Below are 15,653 nucleotides of genomic sequence, written 5' to 3'. Positions count from 1 at the left end.
GGTGCCGGTCCAGCACCGTTGGACCAACCGAGCGGGCGAGCCCGAAGGGCGCCGGCAGCGAGCCGCCGGTAGCGTGCGGACATGACGATGTCACCCTTCTGGACCGCCGCCGCGGTCGGCCTGGGCGCCGGCGTGCTGGTCACCCGCCGGGCTCACCGGGCCCCCTCCTCGCCCGTGTGGGCGCAGCGACTGCCGGGGACCCGGCTGCGCGCCGCGGACCTTCCGGTCGGGGGGACGGTCGCCCTGGCGGCCGCCGGCCTCCTCGACCGGGCGGGACTGCACACAGCCGCAGTCGCTGCCGCCGGGCTGGCCCTGGGCGCGGCCGTCGGAGCCATCGGGACCGGACTGGCCGAGCCGCTGCCCTGGGCGGGCCACGTCTGAGCGGGACCGCCGCCTGAACGGCAGAACGGCACGGAAGCGCCTTGCCAGCGCTTCCGTGCCGTTCTGCCGTTCGGTCCGGTCGTGGGACCGGTGGTGTGTCAGCTGATCGGGTCCAGCTGCTCGGGGGCGGGGCGCAGGGCCCACAGGTCGCCGCCGGGCGGTGCCGGGAGCTTGGGCTGGGCGGTCACCGCCTTCGGGTCGCCCGCGGCGGCCGCGGCGTGGATGACGTCGGTGGCCGCGTAGGGCTGGAAGTTCAGCTCTGGGTGGTTCCAGGAAGCGGCTCCGGTGGCGGCGGGAATCAGGTAGTCGACGGACTTGAAGACGCTGCCGCCGGCAGGCGTGGAGTAGTGCCACAGGTCCACGCCGAGGTGCCGGCCGATCATCGACAGCCTGGTGAGCGCCAGCAGGTTGAACGCCGAGTAGTGGAAGCCGCGGGTCCTGGCCAGTTCCAGGGGCTGGCTGCCGTCGGGGTTCAGCTGGCCGGGCAGCAGCCTGGTCTCGACCCCGGTGGTGATGCTCCGGGCCAGGTCGGTCTGCCCGGTGGCCAGGGCCAGTGCGGCTTCCTCCATGGCGGCGAAGGAGCCGTGGTTGTTGGTGGCGTTGAACTCGGCCTGCCCGTTGGCACTGGTGCGGTTCCAGCTCAGGAAGGCGCTGTACCAGTTCGTCATGGCGATGTGGTCGGCACCGGTCCAGCCGGGAGCACCGCTGTCGAGCAGCGCGGTGGCGTCGATGATGTCGGTGAACTGCTGCGAGAAGTCGATGCCGCCCTCACCGCGGACCGCGGTGCTGCACGGGATGAACTGCGCGTAGTCGAGGTTCGGGTTCATCGCGGTGGCGGGGTTGGTGAACCAGGTGCGCAGGTCGAGCTCGGCCCGCTGGGCGTAGGCGGGGTCGCCCGTGTAGTACCAGGCCAGGGTGAGCGAGTAGACGGCGTTGAACATCTGCGCCCGCTCCTCGTGGTCGCTGATGTCGTCGACGGCCGGGTTCCGCTGGCCGTCCTTCCGGACGTACGGGCAGCCGTAGGGGTTCGACGAGGTAGCCGGTTTGGTGGGCCACCAGTACGGGGCCTGGCTGAGGTAGTCGTGCTTGTCGCCGCTGGGCGGTGTCTGGGTCTTGTCCGTGACGGACCAGGGGCCCGCGGTGAGCGCGGAGTCGGCGTTGGCCCGAAGGGTCTTCAGGTCGGCGGTCAACTTCGGGTCTCCTGCCTGGAGACGGGCGCGGGTCGCCGCCAGGGTCGCGCCGTCCAGGACCAAGGTCCGCGGAACGCCGGCGCTGGGCGTCGTCGTGGGCGAGGAGCTCGCGGTGGAGGTGGGGCTCGTGGTGGGGCTGGCCGACTGGCTGGGCGTGCCGGTGGGCCCGGGGCCGAAGACCTCGACCTCGTCGATGAGGTACCCGTTGTTCCCGGCGTAGTCGTCCAGCAGCAGTTGGACGTGCCGCGCGCTGACCCTGGCGGGGAGCGCGACGGTCTGGGTCCCGCCGGTGCCGCCGGTCACCGTGGTCTGGGTGTGCCAGGAGCTGCCGTCCGGGGAGGTGCGGACCGCGAACTTGGTCGCGTACCCGCTGCCCCAGACGATGGTGAGGTGGTCCAGGGCCTGGGTGGATCCGAGGTTGATGTTCACGTGGGCGCTGCTGGAGCCAGAGCTCTGCCAGGTGGTGCCGGCCGTGCAGTCGGTGATGGCCGCGGCGGAACCGCCTTTGGAGCTCGTCGTGGTGACGGCGCCGCAGGCGAGATCCCCGGGGATCCCGGCGGAGGTGGTGGTGCCGGCCGTGGCGACGCCGACCGTGCAGGCGACGAGCGCGATGGCGGCCGCCATCGCGGTGCCGACGGCCAGCCGGTGTTCGGTCGTGGTGGGGGCGGCGCCGGAGCGGTGGAGCCTGTTGTCGCGGGACATCATGGTCCTTCTGGTGGGTGGGGCCAGGGCCGCCGGAACTCCTCGGCCACTGGGTGGTGCCGTAGGTGGGCGGGAGCGGGACCGCTAGGACAGCTGGATCCGGTCGATGTCCGGCGCGGGGGTCACGGCAGCCGGCCCGGTCAGGGTCAGGGTGTTGACACCTGCGGTGAGCACGACGGAGATGGTCAGCGTCGCCGGGGTGCCCCGGCTGCCGCTGCCGGGGGCGGCCACGGTCACCGATTGGGCGCCGTTGACGCTGTAGCTGAGCGGGCCGGGGTTCTGGTCGCCTCGGCCCGCGGCGCGCTGACGCCCTGCAGTGATGCCAGGCTCGCCACGCACAGGGCGAGCGTGGCCGGCAGAGCGCCGGTGCGTCGCCGCGGTTCGTGGGTGGCGGGTCGTTGGAGTGCGCGGGGAGCCATGCTGAGTCTCCGGGGAGGGGCGGTGGGTGGGCGGTCCCCGGTGCCTGCGGCCGGCGCACGGCACCGGGGACCGGGTCTGGTCAGACGCTGATGCGGTCCAGGTTCGGACCGGAAGCGTCAGCGGAGAACTCCACGGTGTTGGCGGAGCCCGCGTTCAAGTGGAGCGTCACCGTGACCGTCGCGACCGTGTTGTAGTCGGGAGTCTGCGGAAAGGTGACGCTCTGCGCGGTGCCGTTGACCGTCGCGACGGCGGTCCGGTCCTGACCGACGCTCATGTAGGAGACGGTCATCTTGGTGTCGCCGGACGAGGCGGCGGACACGGCGGTGAAGGTGACGGTGCCGCCGTGGCCCAGGCCGCTGATCTTGGCGCCGCTTGAGCAGTGGGCGCACGAGCTCACATAGGCGCCGCCGGCCAGTGTGGCCTTCTCCGCCTCGTAGGACACCGGAGTGGAGGGCGGGGTGCTCGACGGGGTGCCGGTGGGGGACGTACTCGGCGACGCCGAGGGCGAGGGCGAGGGCGAGGACGGGGAGTCGGTCGGGTTCCAGTAGTCGCCGGCCATCACGACGTACACCAGGGTCTTGATGGTCTCGCCGAAGTAGCCGTCGCCGAACGGGTTGGTGGCCAGGTACTTCCAGATGGTGTCGGTCCAGGCCTGGTCGCCGGCGGCCATCGCGGCCGGGCCGACCGAGTCACCCGCCTCCTCGGCGCCGTCGCCGGTGGAGTAGGGGGTGCAGTTGAGCTTGGTGTGGGGGTGGACCTTCTGCGGGTCGGCGCCGGACTCGCCCTTCAGACAGGCGGACTCGAGCTTGGCCGTGTTGTAGGAGACGGCCGCGGTCGTGGCGCCGTAGAGCAGGGCGTCGGTGCCCAGGTGCCAGGGCACCCGGATGGAGTTGTAGCCGACGATGTTGTCGGGCTGGCCCTCCTGGTAGTTGGCGGGAGCGGGCTTGGGGCTGGTGGTGTTGGCGTTCACGACGAAGTCGGAGAGCAGACCGGCACCGGGGGAATAGGAGCCGGTGAACTCGCTGACCACCGCCTCGGTGCGGTGGACGACCTTGTTCCAGTCGTGCGCGGTGTCGTAGGCGGCGAAGGCCCGCAGGTGGTCGATCATGAAGTCCGAGGGCCTGGTGTCGTCGTTCGCGCCGTCGTCCTCGCACTTGAGGTGTCCGTCGGGAGCGACGTTGTGGGCGTAGAACTTGGCGAGCCAGTCCTTCGCTTCGGCGGTGTAGCCGCCCCACTGCTTGTCGGCGAGGATCAGGCCGTAACCGATGTCCAGGTCGCCGTCGGTGGCGCCGTCCGGGACGCCGCTGTCGGCGTACTTGCAGGTCTTGCCGTCGATCTTCCACTGCATCAGCCCGTACTGGTCCTCGTGGGACTTGACGAAGCTCCACAGCGCGTTGAACTCGGTCTGCGCGGCAGGGTCGTAGCCGGCCATCAGGGGCACGATGTTCATGCCGTAGCCCTGGCCCTCGGAGACCGGGCCGCCGTTGGGCGCGTCGTTGTCGCCCTTACTGGAGATGTACGACTCGCCGCTGCTGCAGCCGGCGTGCAGGTAGGTCGCCTTCCAGGAGTCGTACTGCCTTTCCACGGCCGCGTCGCGGTCGGCCTGCGGGACGGACGGCATGACGCCGACCTTGTAGGCGGTGTGCTGGGGGAAGGGCCGGGCGGTGGGGGTGGCGGCGGCGTTCGCGCTGCCGCCGGTGGCGGCGAGGCCGGCAACGGCTGCCGCGGTGGCGAGGGCCGCGCCCATGGCGGTCCATCGCTTCGCTGTGTGACGGGGCACTGTCGTTGGCTCCTGATCGTCCTGGTCGGCCGGTCCTGGTCGACCGGCGCGTGTCTGACATGGAGGCTGGCGTGGGGGTGATCACGATCGGAACGCCGACGGTGCGGGCGCCCCGGTGCCACGGGCTCGACCCGGGGATTCGGGAGCGGTTCGACCGGACCCTCCCGCGGGCAAGCTAGGAATATGTCCTTACCAGATTGCAGCGAGCTTGGCGCTGTCATGACGGGCTGTCAAGAGGGTTCGCGGGGCTCGGTGATGGCGCGGCTGCCACGCGCGCGGGTGGCAGCGGAGCTCGCCCGATGGGAATCGGGCCGTCGGCCAGGGCGTTTCGCGGGGTGTCACGGCAAAGACGTCAAACGTGCCGAAGGTCCATCGGGTAATGAATCACTACCCGATGGACCTTCGTGGGCCACCTACGGCGTCAGGGCATCGCGGTAGCCAGGGCCGTGGCCAGTCGTGCGCTGACGACCTGCGGCCAGGCGGTACGCGCCGCCACGCAGACCGCGCCGATCACCGAGGCCGCGTCCCCCAGTTCGGAGATCTGCACCCGCGGCGGGTACGGGACCAGCTGGGCGAGCCGGGTGCGGACCGGGTCCAGCAGGACCGAGCCGTTCAGGCCGATCCCACCGCCGATCACCACGAGCGGAACGTCGACGACGAGCGCGATCGTGGCGATCGCCGCGGCGACCCGGCGGGCCTCCTCGCGGACCACCTTGAACGCGAAGGCGTCCCCGTGCCCGGCCCGGGCGAAGACCTCCTCGGGGGTGGGCGCCTCGGCCGACTCGGGCGCGCTGCCGGCCCGCTGCTGGGCTCGGTGGGCGGTGGCGATGAGTGCGCGCAGCGAGTCGGCGGCCGGGCTGTCCGCCGCGAAGCGGCGGTGTCCCGGGTAGTCCACCTCGCCGGCGGCTCCGTGGTGGCCGCGCCGCAGGCGACCGTCCAGCACCAGACCGGCGCCCACGCCGGAGCCGACCGCGAGGAAGGCGAAGTCCTCGATGCCCCGCCCGGCGCCGCGCCGGAGTTCACCCAGGGCGGCCAGATTGACATCGTTGTCCAAGGTCAGCTCCCCCGGCAGTACGCCGCCGAGGCCCTCCTTGATCGAGTAGCCCTCCAGGGCCGGCTCACTGCTGACGCGCAGCTGCTCCGATCCGGGCTCCACGATGCCCGCCACCGCCACGACGGTGGCCAGGACGCCGTCCGGGCAGTCGGGTGCGGCGGCGATCAGCTGGTCCCGCACCCGTTCGACGCAGGCGAGCAGATCCTCCGGGCCCTCGGCGCCGCGCGGGTGGTCGAACCTGGCCAGCACCGTGCCCTCCAGGTCGGCGATCGCGCCCCGGACGTGGCGCATGCCGATGTCGATGCCGATGACCTGGCCGACATCGACGGCGGGCTCGAAGAACACCGCGCCGTAGTGGAGTTCGCCCTCCTGGCGGGGAACTTCACGGACCAGGCCCGCCTCGCGCAGGACGCCGATGGCGTGGTTGGCCGTCGGCTTGGACATGCCCAGCTTGCGGGCGACCTCCGCCCGGGAGAGCCGGCGCTCCTTCTGCAGGGCATCCAGGACACTGCGGGAGTTCATCTCGCGCAGCGTCGTCAGCGTGGCACTCTTAGCCGTCATGTCGCCATTCTAGTATGGACTCATTACTAGAACCTTCAACTGGCTGTTTTCCTCAAAGGACTCTACGCCACCACTGTCGCTCCGGTCTGCTTCGCCGTGCCGGAACCCGGTGCGGTCAGCGCCGGGCGTAGTGATCGCGCAGTCGCCTCTCCGCCGCTGCCAGGGTGCCGTCCGAGCGGTGAAGCCGGTCCAGTCCGAGCAACGCCGCGCCGACGATCGGCGGCGCGGTGACGACCTGCGGCTGCGCCAGCGGCGCGTGCAGCGTGAGGTACGAGTCGAGGGTCTGGAACAGCAGCGCGTGGCCGGCGGCGAGGACGCCGCCACCGAGCAGGAGCGGGGTCGGCTCGGTGAGCAGGTCGAGGCGCCGCAGTGCGGCGGTGGCCATGCCGCCGATCTCCTCCGCCTGACGGACCACCAGGTGACGGGCCGTCGGATCACCCGAGTCGGCCGCCGCGAAGAGCAGCGGGACGATCTGGTGCAGGTCCGCCTCGGTGACCGTGCCGAGCCGCACCGCTTCGGCGACCGCCTGGGCGCTGGGGTGTTCGAAGTGCCGGGCGATCGCGTGTGCCAGGGCCGTCGCGGGGCCACGGCCGTCCTCGGCGCGGGTGGCCCACCACATGGCGGCCAGGGCCAGATCGCCGCCGCCGCCCCAGTCGCCGCTGATGGTTCCCAGAGCGGGGAACCGCACGGTCTCCTGGTCACGCCGGCCGACGCAGTTGATGCCCGCGCCGCAGACCACCGCGACCCCCCGGCTGCCGGCGGTGCCCGCGCGCAGCACGGCGAAGGTGTCGTTGGCGACCGTCACCTCCTCGCTCCAGCGGCGCGAGCGCAGCGCGTCGCCGAGCCGCTCCTCCTCGATCGGCAGGTCGGCATTGGCCAGGCAGCCGATCAGCCGAGTGGTGAGCGGGCCCAGGGCAGAGGCGATGTCGAGGTCCGCCGACAGCATGGCGTGGGCGACCAGCGGGGCCAGGCCCGCGACGGCCGGCTCCGCGCCGATGTCCTGCGGGGCGAAGCCCGGTCCCCGGGCCGTGCCCAGGACTTCGCCGTCCTTGGTCACCAGGGCGACGTCGGTCTTGCTGTTGCCGGCGTCGATGGCGAGTACACCGTCGACCAGGGCGGGGCCGCGGGAGAGGCCGCCGAGCGACTCGAAGGCCATCAGGTCCACGGCAGGTACTTCCGGTTGTGCGCGAGCAGGCGATCGGTCAGCTGGTCGGCCAGCTCCAGCTGCCCGACCAGGGGGTGGGCCAGCAGCGCGGCGCTCACCCGGTCGCGGCCGCCCTTCAGCGCTGCCTCCAGGGCGAGTTGCTCGTAGCTGAAGGCGTGCGCGATCAGGCCGGCGAACAGCGGCTCAAGCGGGGCGACCGGTTCGGGGTGCGCGCCGTCGGCGTCGATCCGGGCGGGTACTTCGACGACCGCGTCCTCGGGCAGGAACGGCAGAGTGCCGGCGTTGCGGACGTTGGCCACCTGCACGGTCCCGGCCGCCGTGCCGAGCAGCGCGGCGACCAGTTCGACCGCGGCCTCGGAGTAGTAGGCACCGCCGCGCCGGGCCAGCAGCTCGGGCTTGGTGTCGAGCGTCGGGTCCGCGTACAGGGCGAGCAGTTCCTTCTCGATCGCGGCGACCTCGGCGCCGCGCGGTGGGCGGGACCTGAGCTCCTCCACCACCTTGTCGTGCTGGTAGTAGAAGCGCAGGTAGTAGGAGGGGATGGTGCCCAGCCGGCGGAAGAGGTCGGCCGGCAGCTCGGTCTCCTCCTCCAGGGCGGGGGCGAAGTCGCTGATCAGCCGGTCCAGTACCGGCTTGCCGGCCGGGGCGCCAGGTGCGTCCAGCAGGGTGACGCCGCGTTCCCAGGTGAGGTGGTTGAGACCGACGTGGTCCAGGCGGATCCGACGGTGGTCCACCTCCAGCAGGCCGGCGAAGAGCCGTTGGAACCCGATCGCCACGTTGCACAACCCGACGGCACGGTGGCCCTCGGTCTGCAGGGCTCGGGTGACGATGCCGACCGGGTTGGTGAAGTTGATGATCCAGGCGTGCGGATTCCTGTGGCGCACGCGCTCGGCGATGTCCAGGACGACCGGCACGGTCCGCAGGGCCTTGGCCAGGCCTCCGGCGCCGGTGGTCTCCTGGCCGACGCAGCCGCACTCCAGCGGCCAGGTCTCGTCCTGGCCGCGGGCGTCCTGGCCGCCGACGCGCAGTTGGATGAGCACGGCGTCGGCGTCCGTCACCGCGCTGTCCAGGTTGGTGGTGCTGGTGACGGTGGCTGGGTGGCCCTGGCGGGCGAGGATGCGGCGGGCCAGGGCGTCGATGAGCTGGAGGCGTCCGAGGGCCGGGTCGACCAGGACCAGTTCGCCCACCTGGAGGGTGTCGCGTAGCCGGGCGATGCCGTCGACCAGTTCGGGCGTGTAGGTCGAGGCTCCTCCGACGATGACCAGCTTACGGGTGCTCAACCTTTGACTCCTGTCATGGTGGCGCCTTCGATGAAGGCTTTCTGGGCGAAGAAGAAGATGATGACGACCGGGGCCATGACCAGCAGGGTGGCGGCCATGGTGAGGTTCCAGTTCGAGTGGTGGGCGCCCTGGAAGGAGGCGAGCCCGTAGGACAGCGTCCAGGCGCCCGGGTTCTCGCTGGCGTAGACCTGGGGGCCGAAGTAGTCGTTCCAGCAGTAGAAGAACTGGAACAGCGCGACGGCGGCGACGGCCGGCCGGGACATCGGCAGGACCACCCGGAGGAGGGTGGCGAGCTTGCCGCAGCCGTCGACCCTGGCGGCGTCCAGGTAGCTGTCGGGGATGGTGATCAGGAACTGGCGCAGCAGGAAGATCGAGAAGGCGTCGCCGAAGAGCTGGGGGATGATCAGCGGCCACAGGGTGCCGGTCAGGTGCAGCTGCTGGTTCCAGACCAGGTACATCGGCACCACGACCACCTGCGGGGGCAGCATCATCATCGCGATGACCGCGACCAGGGCCGCGTTGCGGCCGCGGAAGCGGAACTTGGCCAGTGCGTAGGCGATCGGCACGCTGGCGACCACGGTGGCGGCGGTGGCCAGCACCGAGTACTCCAGCGAGTTGCGCCACCAGGTCAGGAAGCCGTCCTTGCGGAAGACCTCGGCGTAGTTGGACCACTGCCAGTGCCGCGGCCACAGGTCGGTGGAGAGCGCCTGCTGATCGGTCATCAACGAGGTGAGGAGGAGGAAGACCAGCGGAGCGGTGAAGAAGACGGCGGCGGTCAGGGCCAGCGAGTGGACCGCGATCCACTCGAAGGCCTTCCTGCGGCGCGCCGATCCGACCGCGATCCTGGTGGCGACGGAGGGGCGGCGGGAGGTCAGGGTGGCGGTCATCGCCCCTCCTCGGTGAGGAAGCCGGAGCCGCGGCGCAGCAGCAGCAGGGTGAAGGCCATCGCCAGGGCGAACAGCAGCAGTGCGACCACGCAGGCGGCGCCCGTGTTGTAGTGCTGGAAACCCAGGCTGTAGACGAGTTGGGGCAGGGTCAGGGTGGAGCCGCTGGGGTAGCCGGGTTCGAAGAGCACGCCCGGTGAGGCGCCGGTACCGCTGGCGAGCGAGCCGGCCAGGATGGCCTGGGTGTAGTACTGCATGCTGCTGATCACGCCGGTGATCGCGGCGAACAGGATCACCGGGCTGATGGTGGGGAAGGTGATGTGCCTGAACCTCGCCCAGGCGCCGGCGCCGTCCAGGTGCGCGGCCTCGTACAGTTCGGTGGGCACGTCCAGCAGTGCGGCCATGAAGATGACCATCAGGTCGCCGATGCCCCACAGCGCCAGCAGGGTCAGCGCCGGCTTGGACCAGCTCGGGTCGTTGAACCAGTTCGGCGCCGGGATCCCGAGTTCGTGGAGGATCTGGTTGACCGGCCCGGTGCCGGGGTTGAGCAGGTAGACGAACCCGGTGGTGGCGGCGACCGGCGGCGCGAGGTAGGGCAGGTAGAACAAGGTGCGCACGGTGCCCAGGCCGGTCTTCACCTTGGTGATCAGCATCCCGATCGCCAGGCCGAAGAGCACCCGGGCGGTCACCATGAGGACGACCAGCCAGAGTGTGTTGGCCAGCGCGGTGCCGAACTGCGGGTACTGGAAGAGCACGTAGTCCCAGTTCCGCAGCCCCACGAAGGTCGGCGGGTTGACCTGGTCGTAGTGCGTGAGCGAGAAGTAGACCGTGGCGATCAGCGGATAGGCGAAGAAGAGGCAGAAGCCGACGAGGAACGGGGCGAGGAAGCCCAGTGTGTGCAGGCGTTCCCGGCGGGCGTTGCGGCGGGCCGCCGCGGTCGGGCGGATCCGGCCGCCGGGGTGTGCGGTGGAGCTGTCGGTCACTGCTCGGCCTGCGCGTTGTCGGTGTCGATCTGCTTGTCGACCTTGGCCAGGCCGCCCTTGAGGTCGTCGGTCTTGCCGGACTCCCAGTCGAAGCAGAAGTTCTGGAGGGTGCTCTGGTACTGGCCGCCGTTGGGGCTGGCCGGGGTGGTGGTGCTCCTGGGATTGGCGAAGATGTCCAGGAAGGTCTTGAAGTTGGGGTCCTGGGCGAGGTCGGAGGCCTTGAGGGCGGCGAAGGTGGTCGGCACGTTCTTGATCGCGTCCGCGAAGGAGGTCACCGCGTCGGTGTCGGTGGTGAGGTACTTGACCAGCTCCCAGGCGGCCGCCTGGTGCTTGCTCGCGCGGGAGATCCCGATGGTGGTGCCGCTGGTGTAGCCGATGCCGTAGTCGGCGGCCTGGTTGTCCGGCACGGGGAAGGGCGCCACGCCCCAGTGCATCGCGACGTTGTCGGTGGTGAGGTTGTCGATCCGCCACTCGCCGTCGAGCTCCATCGCGACCTTGCCGGTCTCGAAGGCGTTCTGGGCGCTGAACTCGTCGCCCGTGGCCGTCCGGAAGGCCTCCAGCTTGTCGTAACCGCCCAGCGCCCTGAGCGTGTCGCGGTCCCAGGTCAGGAAGTCGCTCACCCCGGGTTCGGCGGCCAGGTCGGACTTGCCGTTCTTGTCCAGGTAGTTCGGGCGCCACTGGGCGAGCTGGTCGCGCGGGTTCGACTCGTAGAAGTGGAAGTTCGGCACATAGCCGGCGGTCTTGATCGAGCCGTCCGGGTTGAGCTCCTGGAGCTTGACGGCGTCCCGGGTCAGCTCGGACATGGTCTTGGGTGGGGCGGCGATGCCGGCCTTCGCGAAGAGGTCCTTGTTGTAGTAGAGCCCGAAGGCGTCCCCGAGCAGGGGGAGCGCGCATTGCGTGCCCCCGAACCGGGTGTAGGAGAGCACCTGTGCGGGGAACGTCGTCATCGGGTTGATCCCCGCCTCGGTGAGCTTGGGATCCAGGTTGATCCAGGTGCCGGACTGGCAGAACTGTCCGACGTTGTCCGTCGTGGTGGAGACCTCCACATCCGGTCCGTCCGAGCCGCGCACGCCCTGGGCCAGCTTGTCGTCGGCGACGTTCGGTACCGCCTTGACGGTGATGTTCGGGTGCGCCGCGTGGAACTTGGCCAGCAGGGCGTTGAAGGCGTTCACCTCGCGGTCCTGGGTCCAGCCGTGCCACACGGTCAGCGTCACCGGTCCGTCGGCGCTGTCCCTGCCGGCGGAGGAGGACGCGGTACAACCGGCGGCGAGGACGAGGGCGCCGAGGGCGGCGGCGGCAGACAGGGCGCGATGTCTGGGCGGCGTCATGGGGGGGCTCCAGTTCAACGGGAGGGGGGTTGGCGCAACTCTAGTAATGAGTAGTTACTATGTCTAGGTTCTTGTTATGAGTCGTTACCTAGTGAAGAGAGGTTGGGGCGGATGAACCAGTCACGGACACCGGCACCGGGCGGGATCATGGCGGCGGAAATGGCCGAGCAGCCCGCGGTGCTGAGTCGGCTGCTCGAAGAGGGGGCGGCGCCGATCCGCGCGGTGGCCGAGCGGATCGCCGCCCGCCGCCCGCGCTTCGTGCTGCTGACCGCGCGCGGCACCTCGGACAACGCAGCGCTCTACGCCAAGTACCTGATCGAGGTCCAGCTCGGCAAGCCGGCCGGGCTGACCTCGATGTCCACCACCACCGCCTACGGCGCCCGGCCGGACCTGACCGACGTGCTGGTGATCACGGTGAGCCAGTCCGGCGGCTCGCCCGACCTGGTGGCCTCCACCCGGGCGGCCCGGGAGGCCCGTGCGGTCACCCTGGCGGTGACCAACAACCCGGCCTCGCCGCTGGCCGAGGTCTCCGAGTTCCACATCGACGTGCTCGCCGGGCCGGAGAAGGCGCTGCCGGCCACCAAGACCTACACGGCGGAGCTGCTGGCGCTCTACCTCTTCGTGCAGGGCCTGCGCGGGGGACGCGTCGCGGCGTCGGCCGCGCGGCTGCCGGAGCTGGCGGCGCAGGTGCTGGGCCGGCAGGGAGAGGTGCGGTCGCTGGCCGAGCGGTACCGGTTCGCGCAGCGGCTGGTGATCACCTCGCGCGGCTACGGCTACCCGACCGCGCGGGAGGCGGCGCTGAAGCTGATGGAGACCACCTACATCCCCGCCACCGCGTTCTCCGGGGCCGACCTGCTGCACGGGCCGCTGGCGATGGTGGACAACGTGTCGCCGGTGATCGCGATCGTCCCGGACGGCAAGGGCGGCGAGGCCCTGCAGCCCGTCCTGGACCGGCTGCGTGGGCGCGGGGCGGACCTGATGGTGGTCGGGCAACGGGACCAGGTGGCGGCGGCCTCGGCGGGCTTCGCACTGCCGGCCGGGGTGCCGGAGGAGCTGCAGCCGATCCTGGAGATCCTGCCGCTGCAGCAGCTGGCCCACGAGATCACCATCGCACGCGGCCAGGACCCGGACGCACCGCGGGCGCTCGCCAAGGTGACCCAGACCCACTGAGTACGCGAAAGGGGCGGTGGGCGCCGAGTTGCCGGTGGCGCCCACCGCCCCGCGGGGGGAGCGGTCAGTCGGTGATGGAGTACGGCTGGCCGTAGACGCTCCACTGGAGCGGGGTGTTCAGGTCGAGGTTGCCGTCGTTGAGGAAGACCCGCTGCTCAGTGTCGACCCGGCTGGTGCCTCCGGGGGCGGGCCCGGTCTTCATCTCGACCACCCGTGCGTCCAGGAAGGTGTTCAGGTAGGCAGTCTCGTCGCCACCCTGTGCCGGCATCTGGGCGTTGGACAGCGCCTGGTGTCGGCGTACCTATGAACGTGGCTCTGGCAAGATTTTCGTAGCCGGAGATCGTGTTGGTTCGGTGGGTGCTCGAACCGCGTTGCGGTCTGCCGTTTCCACTGGTCTGGATGGTCGTACGGCTACTGGACCGGACCAGTCAGCGTTTCGATCGACAGGCGAGGGCAGCTCTCCTGCGTCCGGGTGCGGCTTGCCAGCTCTTCCGAGGGTTCGGCGCCGCCTTGAAGGGCATCGACGTAGGCCCGTGCTTCCCGCAGACTCAGTCGCGGGGCCTGCTTCCGCAGGTGGCTCATCGCGGCCACGATCCCGGCGGAGTGTACGAGTGCGCGCACGGACGAGGCCAGGGGGTCAGGCGGTCGGACGCCCTTGATCTGCTGGAGGTAGAGCTCCTCCCAGTTCTCGGCTATCCACGTAGTGGTGGGGATGTGATGGATGCTGCCGTCGTGCCGGTCCACCAGGTAGGGGCCACTGCCAATGAGGCTGTGGCGCGGGTCACGGGTGTGGGCGTACTCCGCGGAGTTCCAGAAGACGAGCCAGCCGACTGCACGCTCCTCCACGGAGCAGACGGCGAGTTCGAGGAGCGGTCCTGCCCACGTCAGCCGTTCTCGGGCCAGCAGGGACTCGACAAGCTCGACGGCGCGTTCCTTGGAAATCACGCTTCCATCATTCACCGCAGGTCAATCGGGTTTCGGAGGGCGGGGCGTGGCCGCACCCGCGTCGAGATCTCAGAGGTGGTCTTCAGTCCGCGTAGCGGCGGCGGAGGTGGGCGATCAGTACGACCCGGTGGCGCAGGAGCGGCACTCCGGCGCGTCCTGCCATGATGCGTTTTTGTAGCTTCACGTCGGTGATGCGGCCTTCGTTGACGCCGGAGCTGTAGGGGCTGGTGATCCCCTGGCTGACCGCGTGCTGGTCTTCGCGCAGGGCTGTGGCGATCCCGGCGAGAGGCGGCAGTCCGCTGGTGGTGAGCTGGTCGAGCCAGCCGGGGAGGGGTGTGGCGTCGAGGGCGCCGAGCATGGCGGCGAACTGGCGGACCAGGTCGTGGGTGCGGTGGAGTTCTGGGCAGTGGTCGAGTAGTCGGCGCAGGCGCTGGCCGCTCTGGAGGCTGTGCCGGTGGGGTGCGGTGATGATCCAGCGTGCGGCTTCGCGTGGGGAGGGCGGTCGTTCGCGTGGCTCGTCCAGCGGTAGCCCGCGCCGTAGGGGTGCGAGGGCCATCTTCACGCGCTGGCAGTGGCCCGGGTAGCCCTTGCCGAGGAGTTCCTGGTGCAGGGTCTTCGCGCTGTGCTCGCCTTCGTCCCAGCGTTGTTGCAGGTAGTCGAGGTAGGGGTCCAGGGCGGAAGGGCGGCGGGGAGCGCGGCGCATGACCTCGTGCCAGGTGCGGGCCCGGGCGTACTTGCGCACCGTGCGGCGGTCCAGCCCGAGCTCTCGGGCCACGACACTGTAAGTGCGGCCGGCATCGGTGAGCGCGTGCACGGCCTCGAACAGTCGCTGGGCATGACGCCCGGCTGCAGTGTCCGCCGGGCCGGGACCCGTGGCCGCTTCGTCGGTGGGTTCAGATCCGGCCGGTTCAGGGTCCGGCAGCGCGGCGGGCAGGCAGCTGCGGTGGGCGGCTGCGACTTCCTGAACCCGCCGGGACAGGCCTTGCCACAGGTGGAAGCGGTCGCTGACCTGGACAGCGTCGGGGGCTCCGGCCGCTATGCCCTGCCGGTAGGTGAGTGAGCCGTCGCGGCAGGCGATCTCAACACCGGGATGCTCACGGAGCCAGCGGCTCAGTTGCTCGGCGTCCCGGCCTTTCCAGAGCGTCACCGGCAGACGGGTGGTGGCGTCGACCAGGAGCGTGCCGTAGGTGTCGCCGTACAGCGCGAAGTCGTCGACCCCCAGCACGCGTGGTGTCACTGGCTCGGGCAGCGGGACCCGCATCAGCTGGGCGAGCACGGTGCACCGCGAGAGCACGATGTTGAGGATGCGCAGCATCCGGGCCCCGCCCCGGCCCGCCAGTACGACGCCGACGGCCTCGACCAGGTGCTGCAGCAGCGGGGTCCGCCGCTGGTAGCGCACGGTCAGTCCCGGTACTTGCTCGGCGAAGGTCACCTTCGGACAGGCCGGGTTCTCGCAGTACAGACGGCGGACACTCAGGTTGATCCGGACCGGCCGGCCGCCGATCGCAGTATCGGCGAGGTGCCGCACATAGCGGCTGTGGACCCACTCGCTCAGCTCGCCGCATCCCGTACACGCCGCTGGAACACCGGACCGTGTGCGGGCGCGGACCACCACGACAGCATCGGAAACCTCAACCGAGACAACCACCACATTGGCCAAGTGCGGTAACAGCGCGGCCAGTTCAATAGAACACACCCAGAGGTTGCCCACTGGCAAACCAGCCGACCGCCGCCCCCGGGGGGATCTCCGCCTACAAAAATCTTGCCAGAGCCATGAACGTCCCCACCCTCGTACGGATGAAAAGGAACAGTT

The 15,653-nt window shown here is 70.5% G+C and carries 14 protein-coding genes; 2 read left to right on the top strand and 12 right to left on the bottom strand.

All coding sequences use genetic code 11. From position 1 onward, the window contains the following. The first annotated feature begins 81 nt into the window (after positions 1 to 81). Positions 82 to 381 carry a hypothetical protein gene (locus tag ACFTWP_RS26695; protein ID WP_380267391.1) on the top strand — a complete coding sequence of 100 codons (300 nt, stop codon included), beginning with the start codon at positions 82 to 84 and terminating at the stop codon, positions 379 to 381. Positions 382 to 479: 98 nt separating this feature from the next. On the opposite strand, the gene ACFTWP_RS26690 is transcribed toward ACFTWP_RS26695, so the two are convergent. The 9 genes from ACFTWP_RS26690 to ACFTWP_RS26650 form a co-directional block, all read right to left on the bottom strand. Then, the gene (locus ACFTWP_RS26690) at positions 480 to 2,273 is read right to left on the bottom strand and encodes an alginate lyase family protein (protein ID WP_380267389.1); all 1,794 of its coding nucleotides are present in this window, start codon (positions 2,271 to 2,273) and stop codon (positions 480 to 482) included. An 84-nt stretch (positions 2,274 to 2,357) separates the two neighbouring features. Next, positions 2,358 to 2,612, bottom strand: coding sequence for a hypothetical protein (locus ACFTWP_RS26685; RefSeq protein WP_380267387.1), 255 nt, complete (start codon positions 2,610 to 2,612; stop codon positions 2,358 to 2,360). 160 nt (positions 2,613 to 2,772) lie between these two features. Continuing rightward, positions 2,773 to 4,473, bottom strand: a complete 1,701-nt coding sequence (locus ACFTWP_RS26680; protein ID WP_380267385.1) for a glycosyl hydrolase family 8 — start codon at positions 4,471 to 4,473, stop codon at positions 2,773 to 2,775. A 421-nt stretch (positions 4,474 to 4,894) separates the two neighbouring features. Continuing rightward, positions 4,895 to 6,088 carry an ROK family transcriptional regulator gene (locus ACFTWP_RS26675; RefSeq protein ID WP_380267383.1) on the bottom strand — a complete coding sequence of 398 codons (1,194 nt, stop codon included), beginning with the start codon at positions 6,086 to 6,088 and terminating at the stop codon, positions 4,895 to 4,897. A 115-nt stretch (positions 6,089 to 6,203) separates the two neighbouring features. Continuing rightward, positions 6,204 to 7,244 carry an N-acetylglucosamine kinase gene (locus ACFTWP_RS26670; RefSeq protein WP_380267464.1) on the bottom strand — a complete coding sequence of 347 codons (1,041 nt, stop codon included), beginning with the start codon at positions 7,242 to 7,244 and terminating at the stop codon, positions 6,204 to 6,206. Beyond that, positions 7,244 to 8,530: a 6-phospho-beta-glucosidase gene (locus ACFTWP_RS26665; RefSeq protein ID WP_380267382.1), complete on the bottom strand. Its 1,287-nt coding sequence runs from the start codon at positions 8,528 to 8,530 to the stop codon at positions 7,244 to 7,246. The genes ACFTWP_RS26670 and ACFTWP_RS26665 overlap by 1 nt, the downstream gene beginning before the upstream one ends. Further along, on the bottom strand, positions 8,527 to 9,417 hold the full coding sequence (locus tag ACFTWP_RS26660) for a carbohydrate ABC transporter permease (protein ID WP_380267381.1): 891 nt from the start codon (positions 9,415 to 9,417) through the stop codon (positions 8,527 to 8,529). The genes ACFTWP_RS26665 and ACFTWP_RS26660 overlap by 4 nt, the downstream gene beginning before the upstream one ends. Beyond that, positions 9,414 to 10,397: a carbohydrate ABC transporter permease gene (locus tag ACFTWP_RS26655; RefSeq protein WP_380267380.1), complete on the bottom strand. Its 984-nt coding sequence runs from the start codon at positions 10,395 to 10,397 to the stop codon at positions 9,414 to 9,416. The genes ACFTWP_RS26660 and ACFTWP_RS26655 overlap by 4 nt, the downstream gene beginning before the upstream one ends. Next, positions 10,394 to 11,725, bottom strand: a complete 1,332-nt coding sequence (locus ACFTWP_RS26650) for an extracellular solute-binding protein (protein ID WP_380267378.1) — start codon at positions 11,723 to 11,725, stop codon at positions 10,394 to 10,396. Before ACFTWP_RS26650 ends, ACFTWP_RS26655 begins: the two co-directional genes overlap by 4 nt. A 111-nt stretch (positions 11,726 to 11,836) precedes the next feature. Here ACFTWP_RS26650 and ACFTWP_RS26645 point away from each other — a divergent pair, with 111 nt between their 5' ends. After that, positions 11,837 to 12,895 carry an SIS domain-containing protein gene (locus ACFTWP_RS26645; RefSeq protein ID WP_380267377.1) on the top strand — a complete coding sequence of 353 codons (1,059 nt, stop codon included), beginning with the start codon at positions 11,837 to 11,839 and terminating at the stop codon, positions 12,893 to 12,895. A gap of 64 nt (positions 12,896 to 12,959) precedes the next feature. Here ACFTWP_RS26645 and ACFTWP_RS26640 read toward each other — a convergent pair whose 3' ends face one another. The 3 genes from ACFTWP_RS26640 to ACFTWP_RS26630 all read right to left on the bottom strand — a co-directional run bounded on the left by ACFTWP_RS26640 (position 12,960) and on the right by ACFTWP_RS26630 (position 15,488). Continuing rightward, complete coding sequence (locus tag ACFTWP_RS26640) at positions 12,960 to 13,178, bottom strand: chitosanase (protein ID WP_380267463.1); 219 nt, start codon at positions 13,176 to 13,178, stop codon at positions 12,960 to 12,962. Positions 13,179 to 13,306: 128 nt separating this feature from the next. Then, positions 13,307 to 13,840, bottom strand: coding sequence for a YrhB domain-containing protein (locus ACFTWP_RS26635; RefSeq protein ID WP_380267375.1), 534 nt, complete (start codon positions 13,838 to 13,840; stop codon positions 13,307 to 13,309). A gap of 82 nt (positions 13,841 to 13,922) precedes the next feature. Beyond that, positions 13,923 to 15,488, bottom strand: a complete 1,566-nt coding sequence (locus ACFTWP_RS26630; protein ID WP_380267462.1) for an ISL3 family transposase — start codon at positions 15,486 to 15,488, stop codon at positions 13,923 to 13,925. Between the last annotated feature and the right edge of the window lie 165 nt (positions 15,489 to 15,653).

The sequence above is a fragment of the Kitasatospora sp. NPDC057015 genome, assembly GCF_042673745.1.
Taxonomy (GTDB): Bacteria; Actinomycetota; Actinomycetes; order Streptomycetales; family Streptomycetaceae; genus Kitasatospora.
Note: the sequence above shows the minus strand (reverse complement) of the source record. Positions and strands in the feature narration are given on the sequence as shown.

Excerpts from the sequence above, each read along its gene's own strand:
- ACFTWP_RS26690 (WP_380267389.1), bottom strand. The coding sequence starts at position 2,273 with ATGTCCCGCGACAACAGGCTCCACCGCTCCGGCGCCGCCCCCACCACG.
- ACFTWP_RS26645 (WP_380267377.1), top strand. The coding sequence starts at position 11,837 with ATGAACCAGTCACGGACACCGGCACCGGGCGGGATCATGGCGGCGGAA.
- ACFTWP_RS26650 (WP_380267378.1), bottom strand. The coding sequence starts at position 11,725 with ATGACGCCGCCCAGACATCGCGCCCTGTCTGCCGCCGCCGCCCTCGGC.
- ACFTWP_RS26670 (WP_380267464.1), bottom strand. The coding sequence starts at position 7,244 with ATGGCCTTCGAGTCGCTCGGCGGCCTCTCCCGCGGCCCCGCCCTGGTC.
- ACFTWP_RS26660 (WP_380267381.1), bottom strand. The coding sequence starts at position 9,417 with ATGACCGCCACCCTGACCTCCCGCCGCCCCTCCGTCGCCACCAGGATC.
- ACFTWP_RS26675 (WP_380267383.1), bottom strand. The coding sequence starts at position 6,088 with ATGACGGCTAAGAGTGCCACGCTGACGACGCTGCGCGAGATGAACTCC.
- ACFTWP_RS26695 (WP_380267391.1), top strand. The coding sequence starts at position 82 with ATGACGATGTCACCCTTCTGGACCGCCGCCGCGGTCGGCCTGGGCGCC.